The sequence below is a fragment of the Aliiroseovarius halocynthiae genome (genome assembly GCF_007004645.1).
GTDB classification, from domain to species: domain Bacteria; phylum Pseudomonadota; class Alphaproteobacteria; order Rhodobacterales; family Rhodobacteraceae; genus Aliiroseovarius; species Aliiroseovarius halocynthiae.
This window is the reverse complement of record NZ_ML660022.1, coordinates 94,243-119,159: the sequence shown is the minus strand read 5'-3', so window position 1 is coordinate 119,159 and position 24,917 is coordinate 94,243. Positions and strand designations below refer to the sequence as shown.

The 24,917-nt window shown below is 56.8% G+C and carries 20 protein-coding genes and 1 tRNA gene; 3 read left to right on the top strand and 18 right to left on the bottom strand.

The annotated features are described in order from the left end of the window. Positions 1 to 10 precede the first annotated feature (10 nt). The 11 genes from FIL88_RS12110 to FIL88_RS12060 all read right to left on the bottom strand — a co-directional run bounded on the left by FIL88_RS12110 (position 11) and on the right by FIL88_RS12060 (position 15,119). A complete protein-coding gene (locus FIL88_RS12110; RefSeq protein WP_142854135.1) occupies positions 11 to 1,426 on the bottom strand; it encodes a LysM peptidoglycan-binding domain-containing protein in 1,416 nt (471 codons plus the stop codon). Positions 1,427 to 1,460: 34 nt separating this feature from the next. Beyond that, entirely contained in the window at positions 1,461 to 2,246 is a 786-nt protein-coding gene (locus FIL88_RS12105; protein ID WP_142854134.1) for a PP2C family protein-serine/threonine phosphatase, read from the bottom strand. Between the two features lie 3 nt (positions 2,247 to 2,249). Further along, on the bottom strand, positions 2,250 to 3,263 hold the full coding sequence (locus FIL88_RS12100; protein ID WP_142854133.1) for an FHA domain-containing protein: 1,014 nt from the start codon (positions 3,261 to 3,263) through the stop codon (positions 2,250 to 2,252). Positions 3,264 to 3,459: 196 nt separating this feature from the next. Continuing rightward, entirely contained in the window at positions 3,460 to 5,580 is a 2,121-nt protein-coding gene (locus FIL88_RS12095) for a serine/threonine-protein kinase (protein ID WP_142854132.1), read from the bottom strand. 327 nt (positions 5,581 to 5,907) lie between these two features. Continuing rightward, positions 5,908 to 7,206: a dynamin family protein gene (locus tag FIL88_RS12090; protein WP_142854131.1), complete on the bottom strand. Its 1,299-nt coding sequence runs from the start codon at positions 7,204 to 7,206 to the stop codon at positions 5,908 to 5,910. Next, the gene (locus FIL88_RS12085; RefSeq protein WP_142854130.1) at positions 7,203 to 9,239 is read right to left on the bottom strand and encodes a dynamin family protein; all 2,037 of its coding nucleotides are present in this window, start codon (positions 9,237 to 9,239) and stop codon (positions 7,203 to 7,205) included. The genes FIL88_RS12090 and FIL88_RS12085 overlap by 4 nt, the downstream gene beginning before the upstream one ends. Before the next feature lie 78 nt (positions 9,240 to 9,317). Then, on the bottom strand, positions 9,318 to 10,214 hold the full coding sequence (locus FIL88_RS12080; RefSeq protein ID WP_142854129.1) for a hypothetical protein: 897 nt from the start codon (positions 10,212 to 10,214) through the stop codon (positions 9,318 to 9,320). 14 nt (positions 10,215 to 10,228) lie between these two features. Continuing rightward, a complete protein-coding gene (locus FIL88_RS12075) occupies positions 10,229 to 10,657 on the bottom strand; it encodes a hypothetical protein (protein ID WP_142854128.1) in 429 nt (142 codons plus the stop codon). Between the two features lie 5 nt (positions 10,658 to 10,662). Next, positions 10,663 to 12,660: a dynamin family protein gene (locus FIL88_RS12070; protein ID WP_142854127.1), complete on the bottom strand. Its 1,998-nt coding sequence runs from the start codon at positions 12,658 to 12,660 to the stop codon at positions 10,663 to 10,665. Positions 12,661 to 12,665: 5 nt separating this feature from the next. Next, positions 12,666 to 14,681, bottom strand: a complete 2,016-nt coding sequence (locus FIL88_RS12065) for a dynamin family protein (protein ID WP_142854126.1) — start codon at positions 14,679 to 14,681, stop codon at positions 12,666 to 12,668. 3 nt (positions 14,682 to 14,684) lie between these two features. Beyond that, positions 14,685 to 15,119, bottom strand: a complete 435-nt coding sequence (locus FIL88_RS12060) for a hypothetical protein (RefSeq protein ID WP_185960928.1) — start codon at positions 15,117 to 15,119, stop codon at positions 14,685 to 14,687. A gap of 517 nt (positions 15,120 to 15,636) precedes the next feature. On the opposite strand from FIL88_RS12060, the gene FIL88_RS12055 reads away from it, so the two are divergent. Beyond that, entirely contained in the window at positions 15,637 to 16,080 is a 444-nt protein-coding gene (locus FIL88_RS12055; protein WP_142854124.1) for a c-type cytochrome, read from the top strand. A gap of 143 nt (positions 16,081 to 16,223) precedes the next feature. Here the strand turns inward: FIL88_RS12055 and FIL88_RS12050 are convergent. The 7 genes from FIL88_RS12050 to leuC all read right to left on the bottom strand — a co-directional run bounded on the left by FIL88_RS12050 (position 16,224) and on the right by leuC (position 22,757). Next, positions 16,224 to 16,300: transfer RNA gene (locus FIL88_RS12050), tRNA-Pro, on the bottom strand. A 74-nt stretch (positions 16,301 to 16,374) separates the two neighbouring features. Beyond that, positions 16,375 to 17,274, bottom strand: a complete 900-nt coding sequence (locus tag FIL88_RS12045) for a DUF2167 domain-containing protein (protein ID WP_221931149.1) — start codon at positions 17,272 to 17,274, stop codon at positions 16,375 to 16,377. Positions 17,275 to 17,378: 104 nt separating this feature from the next. Then, positions 17,379 to 18,482, bottom strand: coding sequence for a 3-isopropylmalate dehydrogenase (gene leuB, locus FIL88_RS12040; protein WP_142854122.1), 1,104 nt, complete (start codon positions 18,480 to 18,482; stop codon positions 17,379 to 17,381). A gap of 75 nt (positions 18,483 to 18,557) precedes the next feature. Further along, positions 18,558 to 19,634: an endonuclease/exonuclease/phosphatase family protein gene (locus FIL88_RS12035; RefSeq protein ID WP_142854121.1), complete on the bottom strand. Its 1,077-nt coding sequence runs from the start codon at positions 19,632 to 19,634 to the stop codon at positions 18,558 to 18,560. Then, positions 19,631 to 20,509: a hypothetical protein gene (locus FIL88_RS12030; RefSeq protein WP_246066704.1), complete on the bottom strand. Its 879-nt coding sequence runs from the start codon at positions 20,507 to 20,509 to the stop codon at positions 19,631 to 19,633. The genes FIL88_RS12035 and FIL88_RS12030 overlap by 4 nt, the downstream gene beginning before the upstream one ends. Before the next feature lie 220 nt (positions 20,510 to 20,729). Next, positions 20,730 to 21,335, bottom strand: coding sequence for a 3-isopropylmalate dehydratase small subunit (leuD, locus tag FIL88_RS12025; protein WP_142854120.1), 606 nt, complete (start codon positions 21,333 to 21,335; stop codon positions 20,730 to 20,732). Between the two features lie 12 nt (positions 21,336 to 21,347). Then, positions 21,348 to 22,757 carry a 3-isopropylmalate dehydratase large subunit gene (leuC, locus tag FIL88_RS12020; protein ID WP_142854119.1) on the bottom strand — a complete coding sequence of 470 codons (1,410 nt, stop codon included), beginning with the start codon at positions 22,755 to 22,757 and terminating at the stop codon, positions 21,348 to 21,350. Between the two features lie 256 nt (positions 22,758 to 23,013). Here leuC and FIL88_RS12015 point away from each other — a divergent pair, with 256 nt between their 5' ends. Then, entirely contained in the window at positions 23,014 to 24,372 is a 1,359-nt protein-coding gene (locus FIL88_RS12015) for a mechanosensitive ion channel family protein (protein WP_142854118.1), read from the top strand. 176 nt (positions 24,373 to 24,548) lie between these two features. Continuing rightward, positions 24,549 to 24,914 (top strand): ribosome silencing factor, encoded by a 366-nt coding sequence (rsfS, locus tag FIL88_RS12010; RefSeq protein WP_142854117.1) that lies wholly within the window; start codon positions 24,549 to 24,551, stop codon positions 24,912 to 24,914. The last annotated feature ends 3 nt before the right edge of the window (positions 24,915 to 24,917 follow it).

The following is a 24,917-nucleotide window of genomic DNA, read 5'->3' as shown; positions in this document are numbered from 1 at the left end:
CAGCAAGGCCTTAACTGTTGTCCATTTGATGGCGCAGGGCAGTCGACACGATGTCTCGCCACTCGCCAGATTGCTGCATGATGTCCAACCCGCGGTTCAACATCTCAAGAACGGTTTTCCCATCCGGGTGGTCCACATGGGTCATCACGTTCAGAGATTTGATTGCTGCAAGGTTCGGGTTCTCGATAATGACGCCTTCATAACCCAGCCGACCGATTGCTTCGACGGCCAGATGGGCTTCGATTGCGATGATATCAGCGGTGCCATTTGCGATGGCATGAAAGCAGTCGTCGGGCGAAATCGGGCGGACCAACGTGATTGCAGGTTCATACAGGCCGACGGCATTCATATGGGTCAAAGACCAGCCTTCAGGGCGGCAGATCCGTGCTCCGGCGAAATCTGCATAACTTAGAGAGGCTTCGTATCCAGATCCATCCTGCGCAAAGAAAGTATCCACCACTTCATAGAAAGGGTTTGAGAAGTTGTAGGTCTCGCAACGCGCGCGGTCCTTTTCAGACAGCGCATCGGCCTCTTCACAGTTCGGGCGCGACCATGGGAATGTGCCATCAAAGGCCAGCGTCGGCATCAGCAGATCCAGATGCGAGCTCCAGTCGTTCACAAACTGAATCTTGTATGATTGCTCGGGTGCGGCGCGCAGGAATGCGGTTTCCACAAGCTTCGTGTACAGGCCGCGATTGGGCAGATTTTCGTCGGTGAAGGGCGCATAGTTGCCGCCGGTGATCAGCAGGATTTGACGTTCGTCCACAGCCGATGCAGCGGGGGCGGCGGCTTCGCGGATCAGCGCGGCACCTTCAGCGCGGGCAGCTTCGATGGCGGCGGCGGCTTCTGCTTTGGCGGTGGCAACAGCAGCTTCGCGTTCGGCGGCAGCCGCGGCCATAGCAGCTTCACGTTCCGCCTTGGCAGCAGCAATGGCTGCCTCAGCCTCGTCCTTAGCGGCAGCGACAGCGTCCTCACTGGCAGCTGTGGCCTCGGCCTTGGCTGCAGCAATGGCAGCTTCGCTGGCTTTCTGAGCTTCGGCTTCGGCAGCTTCGGCGCTTGCAACGCGGGCTTCAGCCTCGGCGATCGCAGTGGCGGCGCGAGCTTCGGCGGCGGCAATCAGCTCGGCTGACATTTCACGCGCCATTTTTTCGGCATCGCTGTTTGCAGTGACGATTCGAATGACAGAATTGTCATCGCACGGGATCGACAGTGTCATCCCAAGACGGATAATATTCGGGTCTTTGCCGATCGCCTGCTTGTTGGCGTTATAGATTTTGCGGAAATCGGTGGTGCCAAATGCACGCATCGAGATCTCGCGCAGGCTATCGCCTCGCTTGACCACATAGTCCGAGCAAGCCTCTTGGGCGACGGCAGAACCTGTCATTGCGGCAATTGCCAAACCGGATGCGAAGAAGAGGTTTCTCATAGTTCTTGTGGTTCCTCAGAATAGATTCTTTAGTTCAGATATTTAACGGTTTGATGACTGCGATCGTTGTGTTGTCCTGATCAGGATGCGCCTTCGCACGCAGGGCTTGTACAAGCGCTACAGCAAGGTCGCGGGCTGGCTGATCACGATAGCTGATGGCCAACGATTGAATCTGATCATCTTCGAGATACTGAAGCCCATCGCTGGCCGCCAAAAGCACGTCACCTTTGGCCAGTTCGACGGCCGTCTCGGGGCAATCCAGCTTGGGTACGGGCGCACCCATAATGACCGATGTCAGCTGGTTACGATCGGGATGGGTGCGTGCCTCTTCCTCAGACAGAGTGCCGTCCGATATCTGCGCGTCGATCATCGGGGCCATCGAGTGGTCTTCGTTTATCCGCATCATGAACCCGTTGCGACACAGGTAAAGCGGGGAATCCCCAACCGAGACCCAGTTCAACCGCTTGCCACGCAAAAGCACACCAAGAAGGGTCGAGCCCATACGAAGTTCGGATCCATTTTCGTCAAGATAGTTGGCAACGGCGTCGTTGGCACGCAAAACCACCTGGTTTAGCTGTTCAACCACATGACCGTCTTTGCAGTCTCCACCTTCAAGAATACCGTCCAGTTCAGATTGCCAGGTGGTCTTCACAAGCGCCGAGGCAACATCCCCAGCGTCATGACCACCCATACCATCCGCGACAACGACATATCCTGCATCAAGGTCATCAAAGAAGCGCGCTGCGATCGCGTCTTCCTGCGTGTCCCGCTTGCCTTGATCTGCCACAAGGGCAATGTCATATGCAGGGTTTGCCAGCATAGTTTACTTGTCCTGCCAGTCAAAGTTATCGCCGCAGAACGTTACGAACCGAAGCGTCGTGTCGCTGATGCGGATCATGTCACCATTTGATAGGGGAACGGTGCTCAGGACTGGTCCGCCGTTCAGGCGCACCAAGTTGGCTTTGCCTCCATGGCCCAGATAGCAGGTTCGGTCTTCAGTGTTATAGGCTACAACAGCGTGTCCCGCGCGCGAGATGCCATTGTCACCAAAGTCAAGCTGGATGGCTTGGTCGTCATTGCGGCCAAGCTGAGCCAAGCCTTCAATCAGCGAAAAACTGGTGCCGCGCCCCGGACCTTCGGTGATGACCAGCCACCCTACGGGGAAGCTGTTCTGGTCTACTTCCCGCTTCGATACAGGTGCAGCTTCCATGCTGTCCTGTACATGTGCGTCGGGGCGCTCAAAGCCCAGGAAGGTGGTCTTCACGCGTTCGCTGCGATCAATCTTCGCCTCAGCCTCAGCCGCAGGTGCCTGCGTAGGAGTCGCGGCGGGAACGGGTTCGACGACGGGCTCGGTCACGGCAACTGGCTCAGGCTCCGCAATCTCTTCCGGTTCGATTTCGGCGTCAGCCGGGGCGGCTTCGACCTTGATCGGCGCGATTTCAGCGATCCCAGTGGGTTCGGTCAGCGCGATGCTGGGCCCGGCCGAGTTGGGAACGTCTTCTGCCAGGATCGTGTTTACAATCACGTCGACCCCTGCATCCTCGGTCTGGGCAGCTGTTGCTTCGACTTCGGCAATGTCTTCCTCAACGGTAACAGGCGTGATGTCCTCGGCTTTGACCTCGGCGACCGCAGCGCGTTCAGGCGCTGTGATTTCGGCTGGTTCTTCTTTGGCTTCAGCAGCTTGATTGCCACCCGCAAGAACCTGACGAAGAGCGTTCAGATCCGCAATGGGCTCTTCTTCGGCTTCGTTACGCTCTTCCTCAAGAGCGTCGTCTTGATCTTCAGTTTTTGTGTTACCTTCAAGCAGCCGGCTGAGCGGACTTTTATATTTGAACATAGCTACTTCACCTTTCACTCGCTTACTGGGGTACAACCCCAGCACGTGATCGACATCCCAACCTGGTATCTCACCCAGCCAGACGTTAAGTTTTCAGGTACTCAGATACTTGTTAAGCACTGCAGCGGATCCAACATCCGCCCGGAACCAACTGGCCCGCAGAGAACACATTCTGGCAGTCAGTGAATGATACGTATCAAGATTCCTCAGCAAGTTGCATAGGAACCTGAACCTCGCCGCCGTTACGCAACACGGTCAGGCGTGCCTGAGACACACCGTCAGCGGCAAGGGTTTCAAGAACGCGGTCAAGGCTTTCGATGGCGTTGAGTTGCTGGCCAGTTACGTTTTCGGACAGCAAGATATCGCCTTCACGCAGATCATCTTTAAAATCGTCGGATACACGGGTGACCTGTAGGGCCCAGTCGCCGTTGTCGGCATTGTGCCCGGTCAGGGTAAGCCCATTTTCCAACCCGAAGAATCGGATAGCAGGCAGAGCCAAAAGACCGTTCAGGGCGCGCGGGCTGCCCGCCGGACGATACCGCGCCGCGACGCGGATATAGCCGTCAGGGTCCACTTTTACATCGTTAAGAATGCGGGTTGCGAAGCTTGCACTGTCAGTAACAGACTTGCCGTTGACCGAGAATATGATTGCCCCACGGCGCACCCAGTCACCGATGATTGACATGTCACGATTGGGGTCAATTCCTGTGATTGCAACGGCTTGGCCAATCGACAGGCGGCGCGTGCTGGTGGCGAAGGGGATCTCGACATCCCAGTGCCCAAAGGCGATCTGGTTTTGCAGCAGGTTTGCAGGATCGGTGGTGACAGGTGCTGGAGCTGCCTCTTCAGCTGTTTCTTCGGCAACGGCCTCGGGTTCAGCTGCGGCGGTTTCGGTCGCTTCTTCCTCGACGAGGGCGGGTTCTTCAACCACCTCTTCCGCAACCGGGGCAGCCTCTTCTACGACAGGCTCAGGTTCGGCGACGGCTTCCACTTCAGGTTCGGCTTCTTCGGCAACTGCCGGAGCAACCGGTGCCGGGGTGACCTCGGCAACTTCGACGGTCTCTCCGCCGTCGCTGCCCGATCCGCTAAACGCGAAGTACCCACCAGCGGCAAGCGCCAGAAGTGCAACGATACCGATGATGGCTTTGCTGCTGCCGCCCGAACCGCTTTTAACGACCGTAACCGCTGGTTCGTCGCTGGACTCAGCGTCTGGGTCAGCAGAAGACGTCAGGCCTTCGGACTGTGCAGCCGTTGCGACATCTTCTTCGCTGGCCAGCAGAGCGGTGACCAAAGCTTCTGCATTTTCGGTTTTGACCCGCGTGTCATCTTCGGGGCGTTCAAGTGCCACGATGACCGAGCTGGGGCGATAGCCGAACTCTTCGAACACAACAGCCGGGCCACGGAACATGCGCAGCCATTCAAGCGCAGATTGCACGCGGTCGACGACGTGAACTTCCATCGCTTTGTCCAGCGCTTCCAAGAAGCCGATGGGATATCCTGCGAAACGACCGGCAAGCGGAACATAGGGATCGTCCCTGCCTGCGTTGAACGCGTCCAAGCGCGATTTTCCGTCGATCGGGCGCTCGCCGCTGATGGCGTGATACAGGGTCGCTGCCAGCACATACAGGTCGCTGGTTTCGTCTTGATCGGCACCACGGGCATAAAATTCATGCGGCGAGTAGCCGTCTTTGATGACACGCAAAGTCAGCAGGGCGGCGGAACGGTTTGCGGCCTGTTCGCGGGCTGCGCCGAAGTCGATCAGCACAGGTTCGCCATGCTCATCGATCAGGATGTTGTCGGGCGAGATGTCGCGGTGCAGCATCCCGTTTTCATGGATGAATGATACAGCGGACAGCATCTTCTCGGTGACTTTTACAATAAAGTCCGGCGAGGCGTCGTTGCGGTCATCTTGAATATAATCCAGCAAGTCGCCGCCGTTGATTAGATCCATCGCGATATAGGCGGTCTGATTGTCCTCGAAAACCTGATGCACGTTCACAATGTTCGGGTGAACAAGACGTGCGTGGTTGCGGGCTTCCTGAATGAACAAATCAATGATCGAGCGCAGGTCTTCCGCATAGGCTGGGTCAACAGCTTCAACCTTGCTGCCATCGCGGCGGCAAAGCGCGCTTGGGAAGCATTCCTTAATGACAACATTCCGGTCTAAACTGTCGCGTGCAAGGTAGGTGACGCCAAAACCACCATTGTTCAGGAAGCTTAGAATCTCGTACTGGCCGCGCAGCAATTTCTCACCGGGCTGCAAGGCTTCAATTTGGGGGTTTTCAACATCGTGCCCCGAGGCCTGATTCTGGCTCATTTAGTCTTACCTGCGTGTCTCAATTACTACCGAGGGATACATCTGACCTTTTGGCCTTTATTGTGATGGTAAATGCAACCCCTGATGCCTGAAAGTTAGACTTATGAATTGAGACCAAACTGTGGCGGGCGCATGGCTTCGCTATGACTCAACGCGACAAATCTGGCCGCGTAGTGGCTTTGTTGCTCAAACGGAGAAGATATAGGCGTGCGCCATATGTTTGCGTGCACAGAATCCTTGATCAATTACACAAGATGAAAAGAATTTGTGCCCGGTTGGCTGAATGATTCTTAGCTTGGTTGACGTGATTCTGTGGATAAGTCTTGACTAGCCGTCATCTGCGCGCGTTCCAGACCACGACAGATTGTCAGTGAGCTGCGTCAGGATGCTCAATACAGTTTCAGATGCGTTTGGCGTGTCCTCGAACTGCATTAACGTCAATAGATCCGAAGCGTTTTCAAATTCGCCCACGATCCAATCGGCGGATGAATCGACGCTGCTGCCAGGTTCCAACTTCTGGGTGAAGTCATCAACCAGCTCCTGACACAAGCGCAATAGCTCGGTCGGTTCGATGTCCGGCGAGGCGCGAAGTTCGTTTGTCAGCGAGCGAATCTCGCTCTTCCATTCGTCGAGGAGTGCATTGGAAAGGGGGGCGGTGTCGGCTTGGGATGCCTTTGCGGATCCAGCGGGAGGTTCTGGCGCGGGGGCAGGGGCTTCTTCAGGTTCCGGCTCTGTCGCGGCCTGTGTCGGAGCCAACGCCACAAGCGCAGGAGCGAGTGTTGCTTCCCAATCCGCCTTGGCTTTCTCTAGATCTCGCGCTTTGTGCGTGGCAGCCAGATCCAGAACACATTGCGCCAGATCAGCGCCACCGCAAGAAGACCAAAGCTCGAAATCCGGCTCGGGTTCGTTTGCCATGGCTTGTGCAGCGACGGGAGTGGCGATTGGTACTACGGCCTGAAACATCCCTTCGCTGTCGCGCTTCAAATGCGGAACGAGGCGTGCCAGTGTTTCTTGTACGGTCGGTAGGTCTGTGTGGGTTACAGCCAGCAAGCTGTTTTCATGCAGGTCGGGCGAGACATGCGACCATAGGAAGCGTTCAGTCTCGCGCCAGGGATTGGTGCCGTTGGTGCACCAAATCGCGCAATCGACGAACTTCAGCAGCTCGAGCGTCTGCTTGTAGCTTTCATCCAACGCGCCCGCGCCCGGCAGATCAAACAGAACCAACTCCTGCAGGGCCTCTGATGGAAGGCCAATCGAGATGAAATCCGGTGAATGCTCGGCGGCCTTTTCCAAATCAATTCCAAGAGTACTATCCGCAGGCCTATCCCACCAGCCGACCGAGGTTTCTGGTTCTGCAGCATACTTAACGATGACTAGGGGCAGTTTCAGGTGCTGCGGACCTGTGGGCAGGATGTCGGTGCCGGCTAGCATGTTGGCTAAGCTGGACTTACCCGCGCCAAACTCGCCGGCAAAACCGATTGTGACGGCGCTTTCTAGCTGGTCGATATGTGCCTGCGCTTGTGCCCGCATTGCATCCAACGGGGCCGAGCTGGGCGCGGCCTCTGTCTTGGAAAGAAACTCGTTCAGATTTCCAAGCACTTCGTTTGTTTCTGGAAAGTTAATCACGTGGCCGCCTCGAGTCGCTGTTCAAGCTCTTCGCCCACGTCGAATAGCTCTTCCAGCTCATTTGAAAGTCTCTTGGCGTTTTCTAATGCGGCATGTGCATCAGGTCTAGATGCGGTTTCATCATCAGTCAGTTCTTCGAAGCGCGTAGCCAGAACTGCAAGGTGGTGATCGATGACTGTCGTGAGCCGTTCTGCCAGGTCGGAATGGAATCGATCCACCAGATCAGATGCGATGGACTGGAACTCACGGGTGATCATTTGCTCAGCGCGTGCGACCACGGATTGTTGTTTCAACAGGCGCGCCAGCCACGAGATGCGAAGTTCAACCGTGATGCCACGGGTCAAAGCGCTGGTGTCCGGGCGGTACCAGCGCAGTGCACTTGTATCCACGCTGAGGGGCGTGTCTTCGTCCTCGCTTCCGCGTTCCACAAGAGCCGCGTTAGATTTCATGTCAACGGTGTATAGCTCGTTCAACATGCTTTGGCACTGAGACTTTGCCACTTCCAGAAGCTGGTTACGCATCGACAGGCGCAGGTTGCTGAAATCAAGTTCGGTAGCGCCGCCGGGATCCAACAAGGGCGAAACGCCATCGCGACCCTGAACTACGTCCGACACCATATCGCGCACCGTAATATTCAGTGTTTGCCTCAATGCTTCGGTGCTTTGTTCGGCATGGGTATTCAGTTGATCCTTGGCGTCGATGATCATCTGACTTAGCTGCGAACGAATAGAGTCTTCCATCTGCACGAAATCGTTGTCACCATCATCATCATCCACCAGCTTCAGATGCACACGGCGGCGCTCCAGCTCGCTGGCGGCGAAACTGCGCAGATGCTGCGCGGCAATGTGAATGCGTTCGGCACGCGGCCCGTCTGAGATTTCACGGATCACATGGCTGCGCAAATCCGGCAGGCCCGACGCGATCATGGCCGCAAGGCGCAGGGCGCTTTCAGCAGCACCTTCCGGCCGTGTTTTCTTCAGGCGCTCAATCTCCTCCAGAAACCGTTGCATCTTTTGTGGGTGCGCTTTCAGCCAGGCCAAAATCTGATCATGATCAATGCCGTTACTTTCGCCTGTCAGCGCATAATGGGCCCATTGCGCGCTTCCCATGATGACGGGCATCTGGCTGCTACCCAGAGCTCGCTCAAGCCCAGCTCGCACATCGGCATGCACAGATACAGCATCCTCGACACCGCGATTCAGCTCGTCTACGCGGTTCACGAAGACAACCATCTGGCCAAGCTCAAGTGCCTGCATCAAGCGAAACAGTTTAAGGTCGGCCTGCGACAACGCCTGGTGTGCCGACATAACAACCACGAAGAAATCCGAATTGCGCAAATATTGATGCGAGATCTCTTCCCGGATCAGGAGCGGGTCGTTGATACCCGGAGTGTCGGTGACGGTCAGCGGGAAGGGGAACAGACCCTGTTCAAAAAAGACCTCGGCCTTTCGGGTCAGGTCGCTGAAATAGGGCGCGGTGTGCTCGTCGCGTTCCTCGCCCTCATCCTCGGGATCGGCTCCGGCGCTAACATAACGGGCCAAATCGCTTTGCGTCATGTCTTCCAGATCGTGCGACGTGCCCAGCAGATCTTCATAGCGCTCACCTAACCGAGCCTTAGCGCGCGTTTTCATCGCCTCGATCTGCTCTTCGATGATCTGGCGTTTATAATCGTCTTCACTATCGGGTAGCAGACCGCGAATTTCGTCACCTTCTGACAGCAATGCCTGCCACTGGTCGTTGTCGAAGAAGTGGAAGACGCCGCCCTTGGCGCGGCCGGAGGGGTGCCCGAAATGCATGTCCGTTACCACTGTGGTCCACGGATTCACGTCTGATGGCAAGAAATTCGCCTGACCAGTAAAGCCGTTAATCAACCGTGATTTGCCGGCCTTGATCTGGCCGACAAAGGCTATGCTAGGCTTCAGGGCTTTCAAATCGGTCAAAATACGCGCGATGAACGGCTGCGCGTCATCGCTTGCCGTTTGCGCCATCTGTTCGGCGATCCGAATTAATTCCTGTCGACGGGCCTCATCCATCAATTGACATCCAAATCACTTTTCAAAGCATCTCACCTCGCAAGGCGGTCGTAACAACATTTCAATCTATAGCCGTATTCAGCTGGATTTTTGTTGCGTTGTCAAAGTTTTCCACAATTGGACAACAGAACCGAGCTTTCGGGTAGGGTGTGCTGTCATGGCTGTCGCGTCCGAATCTCGACAAATTGTCAGGCTTGGCATGTCTTGGCTTTGGGAGCGCATTATCACCAATTGAGGCGCGGTGCCTCCATGATCGCTATCGTCTTCCCATGCGGACAAGTCATCCATCAGTTGTTGCACCACATCAATGTTCTGCGTCAGTATTCCGTCTGGACCAGCCACCGATTTGTCATCGTGCGCGACCAATACACGCTGGTCGCCGATTTTCGTCACGCTGGCAAAGAAGTCGGCGGCAAGACCCGAGACCGATTTGCCAGCTGCTTTCTCAGGTTCTGCAGGGGATTCCTCGGGTTCTGGCGGAGGGGGGGGCGCTACAGTCGGGGGCTCCTCCGGCGTGGCCGTTTCTTGGACAGGCGCCTGTTCTTCCGCAGGAGCATCCACCGAAATCTCTTCGAAAGCCGCTTTGATATCAGAGGCATAGATGCCCTTCGTTGCGATATCATCCGCGTCATTCGGGGCTGAGCTGTCCAGCTCAACGCCCTCTCTGGTACAAACTTTCATCAGCACCTCGGCTATCTGTAGGGCCGTCGCATCAGCAAGGTTTTCTATGGTCCCGTTGATTGTCACATCAGTGATTTCAGCCACGCGACCGTTGTTGACCGACAGCGTAGCCGAGTCGTTTTGCGCGTTCGAAAAGCGCACGAAACGGGGCAAGATGGTTGCCTGCAGGCCGGCAACCGCGGCGTGTCTGCGCGCGTCCGCCGTGTCCTGCTTCAGCGCGATAGAACGCCCGCGCCTTGCGATTGCGCCTTCGGCGATTTGCTCGAGGCGGTCGATGATATCTGCTTGGTTCATAACCTGTTTCCCGCCTAGACCGCAGCCGAAATCATATTCATTTTCGATGTGGATTTGGCCAAGGCCAGACCGACATTCGTGTGCCCTTTTGAAACAAAACAGACCACATGATCAGGCTGATCAGCACGTCTGAGAAGCAGGTAAAGGCGGTCGCCGGAATAGATTGCTATCTCGCCGAATCCCGAGCCCTGTGATTCTTCGCCACTAGACAGCAATTTTTCAAAAGCACTTATGCCTTGTCCAAGGATCAGGTTCGCAATCGAGGTCGACATGTTTTCTAGCGCAGCCATGCTGTCATCGTCACGCCCTTCAAGGCCCAGAAGGAACCCTGTCTGCATGTCGATATAGCCAGCGGCCACACAGTTTGGAACGCTCTGCATTGCTGCCGTAAGCGCATCATCAAGCGACACTGGTGTGTCACCTGCCATATCAGATTGAAGCATTTGCATTACAGTACGTGCCAGACGGTATCGCTATCAGCACCCGCGCCACTGAGCGCCTCAAGTGCGCCTTCGGATTGTTTCTCGTGATGCGCGCGGGCGCGCATGTCGAAGCGGGTCAGGAACTCTTGGAAGGCGTTAAGCAACGCCGATGGATCGTGAATGTGTTCAAGAGTCGAGAGATGTTCGGCCCATGCATCAGCCGCGCTTAGCGGATCCGTGTCCGGCATGCTGAAAAGCGTGGAGGCGGGGGGCAAAGCGATCGGTTCAGCGGTCGCAGACGTGGAGGCGGGTTCGATTACATCATCGTTGGCCGGTTCCGTCTCTGCCGTGTCCGACATCAGTCCACCGATCGAGGTCAAAAGACCATTTTCGTCATGAGGCACCGGTGGCGCTGCAGTCGCAACTTCAGGCTCGGCTGGGGTGTCATCTGCAGCGGTTTCCTGCGCTAAAGCAGCACGAAGATCCGGCAGAATGTCCCCTGTCGCGTCCGACTGTTCGGCAACCTCAGGAGTGGGTTCTGGCGCCGGCTCGGGCGCGGGTGTGGCTGGTTCGACTTCGGACGAATCCAGCGCGGCACGGATGCCAGCCAAAGCGGATGGAAGACCCAGATCAACCTCGGCAGCATCGTCTGTGTCGGCTTCCGCAGCTACCTCGACTACTTCAGGTGCCGAGGCGACCTCGTCAACCAGCTCAACAGCTTCTTGAATGGGGTCTACTTCGACCGCAGGGGTCGGCTCCTCGGGTGTCGACGGCATGTCGAATACCGATTTCAGGCCCTGAAGATCGTGGTCTTCTTGATTGTCCGCATGGACCTGAGCGCGCAGCTTGTCGGCCTCGTCGGCGTCAATGCGCTGGCGCGAAGAGCTTACGTCACGTGTTTGGAGCGTGCGGCGTGGGCGTGCCGGGCGAATACTGACAACATTTCCATCTGCCTGCGGCGCGCTTTCTGCCGCGGGTGCTGGCGCAGGACCAGGCGCTGGTTCATGCGTTACAACCGGCTCTGACGCTTGCACCGATGCTGCTGCTGTGGGTTCCGGTGTCGCCTCAGGGGCCCGAGCATGAATAGGTTGACGTATCGCAGGGCTTGCCGGCGTTGGCGCTGGGGCCGGTGTTGGTTCGGGTGTCGCTGCGACCTGCGGCTCTTCCGTTGTGGAAAGAACCGGGGCTGCCCAGACGCGCGTCGACGTCTCGCCACCCAACTGAAGCGCATTGCTTTCCGGCTGGGCGTTTGTGCCATCCGCTTGATAGCGCGCCAGCATAGTGGCACGCGCCTGCATGATGTCGGCAGTGATTTCCAGGAAATTGTCGACCAGCTTACCACCGCCACTGCTTTCCCACAGATTGGCATGCTCGGGGTTGTCGCGGGCAAGGATCGCATCGCGCGCCGAGATCGAGATCATGTTGCGGAACATGTCGCCGGCTTCGCGATTGATACGACGCAGGACCTTGTTCCGGTCTGTCTCTTTCAAGGCATCAGCGCGGGTGACCAGCAGGATCGAGTTTTGGCGCAGACGTTTGGGCAGCGATGCCCAAGTCGCACGCTCGGTTTCGCGCCACGCTTGCGTCGCGTGGGTACACCACAAGACGCCATTGGCTTGACCGACTGCGCGTTGCCAAACGTCGGACGAGATCTTGGGGTCCGAAATGCCTGGGGTGTCGATCAGGTCGACAGCTTCAAGAATTTCAGCTTCCAGATAGATGCGTACGAAATGCGCACCCTGAACACCAATCTCTCCGATTTTGGCAAGGTCGATTTCTTCGCGGCTGCCATCCAGTTTCTGGACATAGGCAGGTTTGTTGCCCCACGAGAACCAGATCGGTGGCAACTGGGTCGCTGTGACCTGCGTGGGCAGCGTGTTACGCTTCAAAAGGAAGTTCAGAAGTGTCGACTTGCCTGCGCTGAATTCGCCCATCAAAGCGAAGACGGGCTTACGATGCGACCAGCGCTTCAAACGCTTCCATTGATCGGCAGTAACAACGCGCGGAGAGTTCTGTTCTGTCATCTGTCTTAGGCCGCCTCGGTGCCCAGATCTTTTAGGATGTCACCCAAAAGCTCGTCCGGAGATTTCGTCGTCTGCAAGCCTGCTGCTTTCAGTGCGTCTGCATCCAACTGTGCCTGCTGCGCGTTGCGCGAAATCCCAAGCAGAGTCTCCTGCTGCTCGACCATGAATTCGGCCAGACCGGCGCGGACGTTTTCCAACACGGCGGCAATCTGGTTTTCTTCAATATCCTTAGTGATCGACTTCGCTTCCGAAGCTACAAGGCTGGTGTAATCAGCCGCATAGGATGCAGCCCCCTTACGACGCTGCCACCAGCGGCGCCACCATGTACTTTGCAGATCTAGCGCGATGGTCCGGCCGATTGCCAAGGGCGGCGGCACGTTGGGGACGATCGGCGGTTCGATCGAGAACTCGCCCAGATGTTGACCCATCAGGTTACGATAGACAGATTCAACATCATGTGCAGCCGACTGATACAGCGCGCCAACCTCTTTACGCATGGCGCGGGCGAAGTTGAAGTAAGCGGATTTCTGAAGTGCGCGGAAGCCCGCCGGATCATATGTCCATGTGCTGTCTTCTCCGGCGGTCTCGAGATGCTCGATGAGCGAAGCCGTGGCACGTTTGATAAAGTTCTCTTCGGTCCGGGCCAGACGCTGCATAACCGAATCGCGCAGCTTGGTGGTCAGATCGCCTACGCGGGTTTCATATTGGTCAGCAACGGTGCGGATGGCTTCCTCGGGCGTTTTGCCGTCAAGGTCATACACCATGGTGCCCGAAACCGTCATGTTCTTCGCAACCGAAGTCGCACGGATTTGGCTGGCAAGGTTGCGGGCGCGGTTGCGGACGCGGTTGCACAGACGTGCGCCTGCGCCCTCTGCAATCCGCTCGTTGATGGCCAACAGCAGGTCGGGCAGACCCGACAGCGCCCAGATCTTCTCAAGCGATGCGCCTTCATTGCCAAAACCGGCAGCAGCATACAGCTTGTTCAGCGATTCCGCCGAGTCGTCGTTCAGAACCGAGGAATCCCCTGTCAGGGCGGCTTCGGCCCACAGCGCGCTTCCGAAAATGACACCTGCATCGGTGCTGATGCCGCTTTGCTTCAGCATTTCGTTTACGCGGTCGCGGATTTCCGGCACTTCGGTAACCGGGTCATGCAATTCGTCGATACGGTTGATGAACAGGATGATCTGACGATTCTCAAACTGCGAGATCATGCGCATCAGCGCGAGATCCATCGTGGTCAGAGCCTGACTTGCGGCCATGACAACAACACAGACCTCGGAGCCACGTAGGCTGCGTAGGGTAATCTGCTCGCGGACCATGAACGTATCGTTCACCCCCGGCGTGTCGCTGATGTTGATCGCAATCGGATATTGCGGAATGTCCATATACAGCTCGGCTGTTTTGGTCACATCCGCGAAACGACCACTTTCGGCGCTGATATCTGGGTCATCTTCGTCGCCCATGCAGACATAGCGTTGAACCAGATCTTCGTCGAAATAGTCATACGAGTGGCTTTGGCCCATGATCAGGTCGAAATGCTTGCCCAGACGCTCTTCCGAGCGTGCCTTCATTGCCTCAACCTGACGGCGGATGTCGTCCATTTCGTCATCTGCCCCAGCACGATTGGCCAATTCACCTAGACGTCCGCCCCCGGCTGTCAGGTTCTGCCACTCGTCATGATCGAAGAAAGTAAATTTTGCTTTGGTATCGCCCGGAGTTCGCGTGTTCATATGCAGCGTCGTCGCGACCGAGGTCCACGGGTTTACATCCGACGGCAGCATGCCCGGACGTCCCGCCATAATGTTCACAAGCGAGGATTTACCCGCCTTTACCTGACCCACAAATGTCACGTTGGCGGTGAACTCGTCCATGCGTGTTTTCAGCTTCGCCAGACGGGCCGAACTGCGTGCGTCTGCAATCGCGGTCAGTTGGTCGATCGTCGCATTAAGGCCACCAAACGCATCGTTCAGCGGTTGCAGGGCCTCGTTTCCAGTGGCGAGAAGATGAATATTGCGAGCCATAATTTAACCCTCGGTGCCATTCATAACAGTGTTCAGACCCGCATCAGCGTTCAATTGCCCTGTCGGTAGGGAAGATGGGGCATCAATCAGTTCAACAAGATCAATGACGTCCTCAATCAGCTTACCTTCTGGAAAGTCCAGGTCTTGAAGACCTTCCGGAATATCCGCAAAAACGCTGATGGTCTGAAAGCGCTGACCATTGTCGAGCTTGGCAATCTGTTCGCCCGCGGGAAAGCCGTCCGCCTTGTTCTCTGGCAGCGCCATCCGCCCATTGGCGAGCATATAGTGCTCCCCTTCGAACGTCGTTAAAGACACTCCAAAGCCAATCCGAGGATATTGCGCGCTAAGAAAACGCAAGCGATCGCTTAGCGTACGGCGCAACAAAAACACGGCGCTCAATTGGATATCAACAACGTTGGACGTAGCGTGCACAGTCATGTCCTTGGTTTCAGGTAGAGTGGTTTACCAGATAGACCACTATGATAATGCGAGGTCGGGGGCTCATTAAGATACATCTTATTGAACTCGGCTTATAAGGGGGCGGATTTTGGGCGCAATTGAGGGTTCTTTGTGCGCCAAATGGGGCGGAAATAAGGCGGATCTGGTTTTGTCGTGCCTCCAGAATGGGTTGGGGCCAGTATTTTAAGGGGGGAATAGGTTGACGCACTCCGGATGGAAGATATCTGAATCCCATGTCAGTTGCCGGCAATCTGGTGCAAAAATGTGTCACGGGATGAGGGTGAATGGTTACCGCTATCTCCTAATAGGCGAATTCGAGAATTACTCGGACGGCAGCTAGGGAATCGCGTGAATGTATCCTTTTGACCATCAGACCGAGAATTTCCAAGTCCTGCACAAATTTAGCTAGAAAACTGTAGCGATTTGATTTGGGACAATTTCCACAACTCTAAGGTCAAGTAACACCCGTGACATAACCACTACACGAGGCCTGAAAATGACTAAACTCCTTCCCGCTTTTGCAGCGCTACTTCTGGCACCTTCGCTGGCGCTGGCAGAAGGTAACCCCGAAAAGGGCGAGAAAATGTACAATCGCTGCTCTGCCTGCCACGCGATTATCAGCCCTGAAGGCGAAGTTCTGGTGAAGGGAGGAATTACCGGCCCGAACCTGTATGGCGTCGTTGGCCGTGCCGCTGGAACTGAAGGTGACTATCGCAATGGCAGCGAGCGGCTTCCGGTCGGGATGTTCACGGATGATATGATCCGTGCGGGCGAAGAGGGGCTGGTGTGGACGACCGAGAACATCAGCGCCTATTCGCAGGATCCGATCGGGTTTATCCGTGAGTATCTGGGCGACCCTAAGGCGCGCCCCAATATGTCAGTTAAGCTGCGGAAGGGCGCCGATGATATCGTGGCCTACATCGCAACGTTTTCGCAATAAGACCAAAAGCGGCGGGGGTGGCCGTCGTTCTGTCGATTATTGGTTCTATCGCTGGATGATCAGTTTCATTTCGAGCTTTCAGCAGACTCGCGAGCGCGGGGTCGCCTGAAACAACAAAAGGCCCCGCGAGGGGCCTTTTTCAATGGTCGGGCTGAGAGGATTCGAACCTCCGACCCCCTGCTCCCGAAGCAGGTGCGCTACCAGGCTGCGCTACAGCCCGACCGTGCCGCGCGGGATAGCGCTTTGCAGGGCAAAGGGCAAGACCCGAAATCTGGTTTCAGGTCTTCTGCGTGCTCAGTCTTGCTGCTTTCGGGTGAACAGGTTCTTCAGCCAGATAAGTGGCAACAGCAAAACGAACCAGAATTTTTTGAGCAGAAGAAGACCTGCGGCCAGGAACCCTGTTTTCGTCAACACCTTTCCAGCGACAAGACCGCCCACACCCACAGCGGCAACGGTGTCCATCGACGGATTGAAGTCGGCATAACGATGCCCTTCGTTGAATTCGGTCATCGCGATCACACTGGGCAATGCGTTCTTTACGGATGGCAGTTCGTCCATGCTTGCGATGAAGTTCTGAACCAGCACACCCTTGCGCCCCAGAACACGCATGTTGAAATTCAGCGTGTGGTCAGGGGAACCACCAAACTCCAGCTCTTTGGCCCAATAGACGACGCGTGCTTCTGGGTCATAGGTCGGATCTTCGGCCCAACCAATCAGGCGAAGGGATTCATATCCGTTCTCCTGACGCCATTCGTTTGCTTCGCGCACCTCTGCCTGCAGATCCTTTAGGATCGCGTCATAATCCTGATCCTGTGCGTCTTTATCATCGACATAGCCGATGTCTTCGAACCAGAGCTCCATTCCCCAACCCGAGCTGTGTAAGGGGGAGGATTCGACCGGGAATACCATCCCCAGCCCACCGTCACTGGGGGGATTTCCCCAGATCTTTTGCAATACGTGGGCGGTGTCGGCCGGGTTCAGATAGAAGAATTTGCCATCCAGCGACAGGGTTGCGAGATTCCCACCGACCACCACGTCCCCGGTGATGAAATCAAGCGATTGAACCAACGCGCGATCTTCCTCGGTCAGTTGATCGGCGATGTCGGGATAGGCTTCATCGAATGAAATTGCATATGCGGGGGCCGCCGCGATGGCGACCGAGGCCGCGAAAATGAAGTTACGAAACATAGTCATCTTTCCAATTAAAGTTGACGTGACTTTGTTTCGAGTGCGTGAGGGTTGCAACTAAAAAGGCCCCCGATTTGACATCAGGGGCCTGAAATTTCGCGATATGTGTCTTACAGGCTGGCGTCCAGCGCAGCGATCACGGCGTTGCCCATTTCGCTGGTCGTGGCTGGCTTTACGCCAGCTTCGTTCAGCAGGTCGCCGGTGCGCACGCCGTCGGCCAGAACTTTCTCAACCGCAGCTTCCAGACGGTCAGCTTCCGCACCCATGTCAAAGCTATACCGCAGAGCCATGGCGAAGCTTAGGATACAGGCGCAGGGGTTGGCTTTGCCTTCGCCCGCAATATCTGGGGCCGAGCCGTGGACCGGTTCGTACATGGCTTTCGGGCGGCCGTTCTCCATCGGAGCACCAAGCGAGGCCGAGGGCAGCATGCCCAGCGAACCTGTCAGCATGGCGGCACAATCCGACAGGATGTCGCCAAACAGGTTGTCGGTATAGATCACGTCAAACTGCTTGGGCGCGCGCACCAGCTGCATGGCGCCGTTGTCAGCGTACATGTGGCTCAGTTCGACCTCGGGATAGTCTTTCGACACCTCGGTCACCACGTCGCGCCACAGGATACCCGATTCCATTACGTTGGCTTTTTCCATCGAGCACAGACGCTTGTCGCGTTTCATAGCCAGTTCGAAAGCAGCACGTGCGCCGCGTTCAATCTCGGCTTCGGTGTAACGCTGGGTGTTCACGCCAACACGCTGGCCGTCGACTTCGGAAATGCCGCGCGGTTCACCGAAATACACGCCCGAGGTCAGCTCGCGCACGATCATGATGTCCAGACCGGACACGATGTCCTTTTTCAGGGACGAGAAGTCGGCCAGCGCGTCAAAGCACTGTGCGGGGCGCAGGTTGGCAAACAGATCCATTTCCTTGCGCAGACGCAGAAGGCCGCGTTCCGGCTTCACCGAGAAGTCCAGATCGTCATACTGCGGACCACCCACGGCACCCAGCAGAACGGCGTCAACTTCCTGTGCCTTCGCCATGGTTTCGTCGGCCAGCGGAACGCCGTGTTCGTCATAGGCTGCACCGCCAACCAGATCCTCGCTGACATCGAAGGTCACGTCGCGTTTCGCGCCGATCCAGTCGATCACCTTGCGCACTTCGGCCATCACTTCCTGACCAATGCCGTCACCGGGCAGAATAAGCAGAGAGGGGTTCGTCATGGGGGCATTCCTTGCACTGAATTCGTCGCAGACGGGCCTAGCCTGCCCGGCCCTCAGCGTCAAGAAAACAAAGGCTCAAAACGCGATATCAACCCAGACAAGCCGGTGACGGGACGCGGTTTCGACCGTTTGCGCAAACGGATCGTCGGGCAGGGGCCAGATGACGCCGCTGTTGATCACCCGCAGACGGGTGTCGGGAAGCACATAGCTGACCCGCAGATTGCCCGGTTTCTGGTCTGGCCAGTCGACTGTATCAAGCGCCGGGTCGGCCCGATGGTCTGTATCTGCCGCCGCCGTGCCCCCGGCGCTTTGCGGGCGGGGGTCTTGCAGCTGCCTGTGCTGAAGAAGCGAGGCAATCGCGTTATGCCGACCATCCCCATCCACAGGGTCTAGATTGGCGTTTCCTGCAATCACAACCGGGCCGGTGGGTGCGGGAAACGGCAGGTCGCCGTCCAGATACTTGGCCCAAAACGTCACTTCGTCATGGTTGCGGCGGCCGTTGCGGTCTTCAGGGCCGTCAAAAACGGGGGTGTTGGCGTGGAAGGTTAGCAGATGAGACGGTGGAGCGTTCTCGGGGCGAAGTTCAACATCCCAATGGGCCACGCTGCTAAGGCGCTGGATCGTCAGGGCTTCGGGCGCAGGGAACGGAATCTCGTCCGCGCCGGGCAGAAGGGCGCCGGGCGTATCTTTCCACAGAAGATCCGAGAAGTCGCGCACATTGCCAATCGGAACGCGTGACAGAACTGCCATCCCGCCTTGCCCTGTGTAGCGGCCAAAGCTTTGCATATCCTCGGGTTCTGCCAGACGCCCGTCACCATCTAAATCGAACCCGGTTTCAATCCCGGTATTTGGTGGGGCGGAAAAAAGGTGGGGCATGTCGTGACCGGCTTGCTTCAGATACGCCTGAAAGGCTGTCAGTGCGTGCCCCTCAACGTCATAATCAAACCCCTGCAACGCCAGCACATCCGGCTGTGCGTGGACTATCACCTTTGCCAAAGCCGTAATCTGCGGGTCTTCCTTCAGGATGTCGCGCAGCAAAAGCCCCGGCCCTTTCTTCCGAATATCCATATGATAGGTCGCGATGCGCAGGGTCTCGGCCAGGGATGTGCACGGTGTGAGGGATAAACACAGCGTCAGAAGCCCGCGCCTCATGCGGTGACAAGTTGGCCGTTGCGGGCTGGTGTACCTTGCCGCTTGCGTTCTTCGTTGATCATAACTGCGACGCGCCGCATCGCAATCCCACGCATAAACATGCTGGCAGGCAAAAATGCCCAAGCGGTGACGGTCCAGATCAAGGTCTGGTCCGCAATCACGTCGAACGTTCCGAACAGGGATGCGGTTTCGACCACGAGCATAGGTGTCAAGAATGGCAACAGGAAGCCGATTGCAATGTTCCAGCGTGCATCACGTTTCAGGCGTCGTACGATGTCACCACCGCTGGTGGGGTCAAAAGTAGGCAGGTTGACCCAGACATTGAACGACGTTTGGCGGAAAAACGGCCAGTTGGTCAAGCGCAGTGCGATCAGGAAAACAGCGACCGATACCAGCGAAATCAGATAGGCCATACCGGCAAAGGCACGCAACTGCACCAACTCTTCGAACGGAGCGTCGGCAGGTAAAAGCGACACAACCGCGTGGACTGGACTAAATGGGAAATCAATCGCCTGCCCAATTAAAATGCCAATCGACGTCAAGAATTCGACAGCTGTTGTCGGATCTGTTTGCGATCGGGCGATAGTGGAAAGGCTGAGTACTGTGGCAAAAAGTGCCATAAAGCGAATGCGGTTAAAGGGGGGGGCATCACGGAACTCGACGATGCTGGGATAGGTCGAAGCATATTCAAACGTGGTTAGCGCTGCCGCTGCCAGTGCAAGGATGGACACAACTTGTCCTCCCTCGGTGCTGACTCCTGGAACCAGGACCGACGGGATAGCAATCAAGACTACCATCAGAAAGGCGCGTACGATGGCGCCGATCAGTCGTTTAACCAATGCCTCTTCCTCCGCATTACGGACGGTGCGATACATGCCGCAACCTTATTCCGCGGCTTGCCCCCACAGGGATTCAAGCCAGAGTGGTGTATTGCGCAAGCTTGTTTCGGAATTGGACGTACTGCAAGGGCTTAGTGGACGTCCAGAGGATTTTTGCCCCAAAAAAGACACAAATGATGCTGGAATGCACCAAGCAGGAGAAAAGAAGGGGCAGATCACTTAGAACAGCCCCTTCTTTTAATTCGATATTTCGCGCTTAGACCCAAGGCCGTGCCGCAGACGCTTTGGCTTCAAAGGCGTCGATCGAGGCTTTCTTCTCCAAAGTCAGCCCGATGTCATCCAGACCTTCCAGCAGGCAGTGCTTTTTGAACGCATCCACGTCGAAGGCGATGGTTTCTCCGTCCGAGGTGGTGATCTCTTGCGCTTCCAGATCCACCGTTATGCGGGCATTGGCGCCTTTTTCGGCGTCAGACATCAGGATGTCGACCTGCTCTTGCGGCAGAACGATCGGCAGGATGCCGTTCTTGAAGCAGTTGTTGAAGAAGATGTCGGCGAAGCTGGTCGAAACCACGCATTTGATGCCGAAATCTGCAATCGCCCAAGGCGCGTGTTCGCGCGACGAGCCGCAGCCGAAGTTATCACCTGCGATCAGAATCTCGGCGTTGCGGTACTGCGGCTTGTTCAGAACGAAATCTTCGATCTCGGTGCCGTCGCGATTGAACCGCATTTCGTCAAACAGGTTTTTGCCAAAGCCCGTGCGGGCAATCGACTTCAGGAACACTTTCGGGATGATCATGTCCGTGTCGATGTTCACAAGCGGCATGGGGGCCGCGATACCTTGGAGTTTTTCAAACTTTTCCATTTTGCGGTCCTCTTAAATCAAGTCACGAACGTCGGTCAGACGACCGGTCAGTGCGGCAGCGGCGGCCATGGCGGGCGACACCAAGTGGGTGCGGCCTTTATAGCCCTGACGTCCTTCGAAGTTGCGGTTCGAGGTCGAGGCGCAGCGCTCATTCTCGGCCAGCTGATCGGGGTTCATTGCAAGGCACATGGAGCATCCGGCCAGACGCCATTCAAAGCCAGCGTCCTCGAAGATCTCGGCCAAACCTTCTTCTTCCGCCTGTGCGCGGACCAGACCCGATCCGGGAACGATCATGGCGCGCATGCCGTCTTTGATCTTCTTGCCTTTGACCACATCAGCCACGGCGCGAAGATCTTCTATGCGACCGTTTGTGCACGAGCCGATGAAGACGGTGTCGATTTCGATATCGGTCAACTTCTGGCCCGGTGTCAGACCCATATAGTCGATCGAGCGGGCCGCCGCGTCGACTTTGCCGCCTTCGAAATCCGAAGGGTTCGGAACAACGCCCGAAATTGGCAATACGTCCTCGGGCGAGGTGCCCCAGGTCACAACCGGCTCGATCTCTTCGCCTTTCAGCGTGACAACCTTGTCGAAATGCGCACCTTCGTCGGTGAAGAGCGTTTTCCAATACTCGACAGCCTGTTCCCACTGAGCACCTTTCGGAGCATGGGGGCGGCCTTTGCAGTATTCAAAGGTGGTGTCGTCCGGGGCAATCAGGCCAGCGCGCGCGCCGCCTTCGATGGCCATGTTGCAGACGGTCATACGGCCTTCCATCGACAGATCGCGGATCGCTTCGCCGCAATATTCGATGACATAGCCTGTGCCGCCGCCGGTGCCGGTTTCGCCAATCACGGCCAGCGTGATGTCTTTGGCGGTCACGCCCGGCTTCAGCTTGCCGGTGATTTCCACCTTCATGTTTTTGGATTTTTTCTGGATCAGCGTTTGCGTCGCCAGAACGTGTTCAACTTCCGAGGTGCCGATGCCGTGGGCCAGCGCACCAAACGCACCGTGGGTCGCGGTGTGGCTATCGCCGCAGACAACGGTCATGCCGGGCAGGGTCCAGCCCTGTTCCGGGCCAACGATGTGCACGATGCCCTGACGCACATCCGAAACCGGATAGTAATGCACGCCAAATTCCTTGGCGTTGGTGTCCAGCGCCTGCACCTGAATGCGGCTTTCTTCGGTCATCTGTGCCGGGTCTTCACGACCTGCGGTTGTCGGCACGTTGTGGTCAGGTACGGCGATTGTTTTGTCCGGGGCATGCACAGTGCGGCCGGTCATGCGCAGGCCTTCGAACGCCTGCGCACTGGTCACTTCGTGAACCAGATGGCGGTCGATATACAGCAAGGTTGTGCCGTCTTCAGCTTCGTGGGCCACATGGGCGTCCCAGATTTTATCATAGAGTGTCTTCGGGGCGGTCATTTCGCTCTCCGTGGATGGTCAGGGAAAAAGGTAGGGCAACAGGGATCGGGCGCCCGCGCGAACGGGCGATAAACTTATAGGCAGGCAAGCACCGCGTTCTGGGCGCCGAAAAAGCGCCACGGCAGAAACGCGTGGTCATCCATGTCAAAAATCCGAGTCATGCCGTCCAGATAACCGTTCCCGCCCTTCAGAGCAAGGGCCGAGGCTCTGGACCTTCTATATGGGACCATGCCATGCTGCCAAAAAAGGAGGGGGAATGGAGCAGGATCCCGCAGCAGAAGTCAAACCGGGCGCGCTTGCCGAACCGGGTGGTCCATCGTTGACTGAACAGCTTTGGTCGCTGTGGGAAGACGGTGGCGACTTCGTGATGAGCCTTAGCCAAACATGGCGGCTGTATCAGGTTCTGATCATGCTTGGGCTTGCGGCGACGGCGTTTGTCGTTTCCCGTATCCTGCGTCCCCGTGTCGAAACCTGGCTCCGCGCCCAAGAAGGCTGGTCCAAGCGCAAGCTGCGCTTCGCCATCCACCTTCGAAATCGTATCGCAATGATGGTCTATATCGTGCTGTCGTGGGGCACCGTGTCGGTAATGCGCGAAGCCACATGGCCATCGCGCAGCTATCTGATTGCGCTTGTTGCCACGATGGTCACGGCGTGGCTTTTGGTCGGCCTTGCCGCGTTCCTAATCGAGAACCGCTCTCTGCGACGTGTCGCCATGTGGGGCATGTGGATCTATGTAACGCTCTATTTCCTTGGCATCACCGAAGAAACGGCAAGTGTTCTGGACAATCTTGCACTGGAAGTCGGGGATTTCCGGATCTCGCTTTGGACCATTCTGCGTGTGGCCGTTATTCTTGGGATCCTCTTTGCGCTGGCACGCATGCTCAGCCGTGGTTCCGCTGCACGCATTCAAGAGAACGAGGATATCTCGCCTTCTATGAAGGTGTTGGCGGTCAAGTTCCTGCAGATGGGGCTGTACGGCGCGGCCTTCTTTATCGCGTTGAAGGCGGTGGGTGTGGATCTGACCGGGCTTGCCTTCCTGTCCGGTGCCATCGGTCTGGGCCTTGGTTTCGGCTTGCAAAAGGTCGTGTCGAACCTTGTGTCCGGCGTGATCATCCTGCTGGACAAATCGATCAAGCCCGGCGACGTGATCAGCCTTGGCGACACGTTTGGCTGGATCGAACAGCTTGGTGCACGCTATGTGTCCGTGGTCACGCGGGACGGGCGTGAATACTTGATCCCGAACGAAGACCTGATCACCGGGCAGGTGGTCAACTGGTCCCACACAAACGCCTTTGTGCGCTTGGATATCTATTTCGGCACTGCTTATGATGACGACCCACACCAAGTCCGGCGTATTGCCATCGAGGCCGCCCGCAGCGTGGATCGCGTGCTCAGCTTCCGCCCACCTGTCTGTCATATCGTCGGGTTCGGAGACAGCTCGGTCGACTATATCCTGCGCTTCTGGATCGACGATCCGTCCGGTGGGCTGACCAACATTCGCGGCAATGTCTATTTGGCGCTGTGGGATGCGTTCCAAGAGAATGGCATCTCGATCCCATTCCCGCAGCGCGAGGTGAAAATGTTGGAAGACACTGGGCCAAAAATCGACCCGTGACTTGTTTACACACCCTTCACGCGGGCTTGACACAGTGTGGATTGAGCTTACCTGCGTGCGATGTTACGATTCTTGTATGCCCAGCACCGGGGTGGATCGGTGTGTAATGTTAGGAGGACAATGTCCTGTCTTTGCAAACAGAGGCTGCATCAGGCGCAGCCGCAGGGGAGCCCGCAATGACGGCCAACCCCGGAAAAACCACCAGCGAACAAATGCTGGCCTTGGTCCTGAAGTCCCTTGAAGATGACAAAGCCGAAGACGTTGTGGTGATCAGCCTCAGCGGCAAGTCTCAGATCGCCGACAACATGGTTGTGTGCTCGGGCCGGTCGACGCGTCAGGTGGCTGCCATTTCTGAGAAGCTGAATGAAAAGCTGAAGCAGGAAATGGGTGTCTTCTCGAAGGTTGAAGGGAAGGGGCAGGGCGACTGGGTTCTGGTCGACGCGGGCGATGTGATCGTCCATGTGTTCCGCCCGGAAGTGCGCGAGTTCTATCAGCTTGAAAAGATGTGGATGGAACCCGGCGCGGCTGACGCTGCGACCTGATCA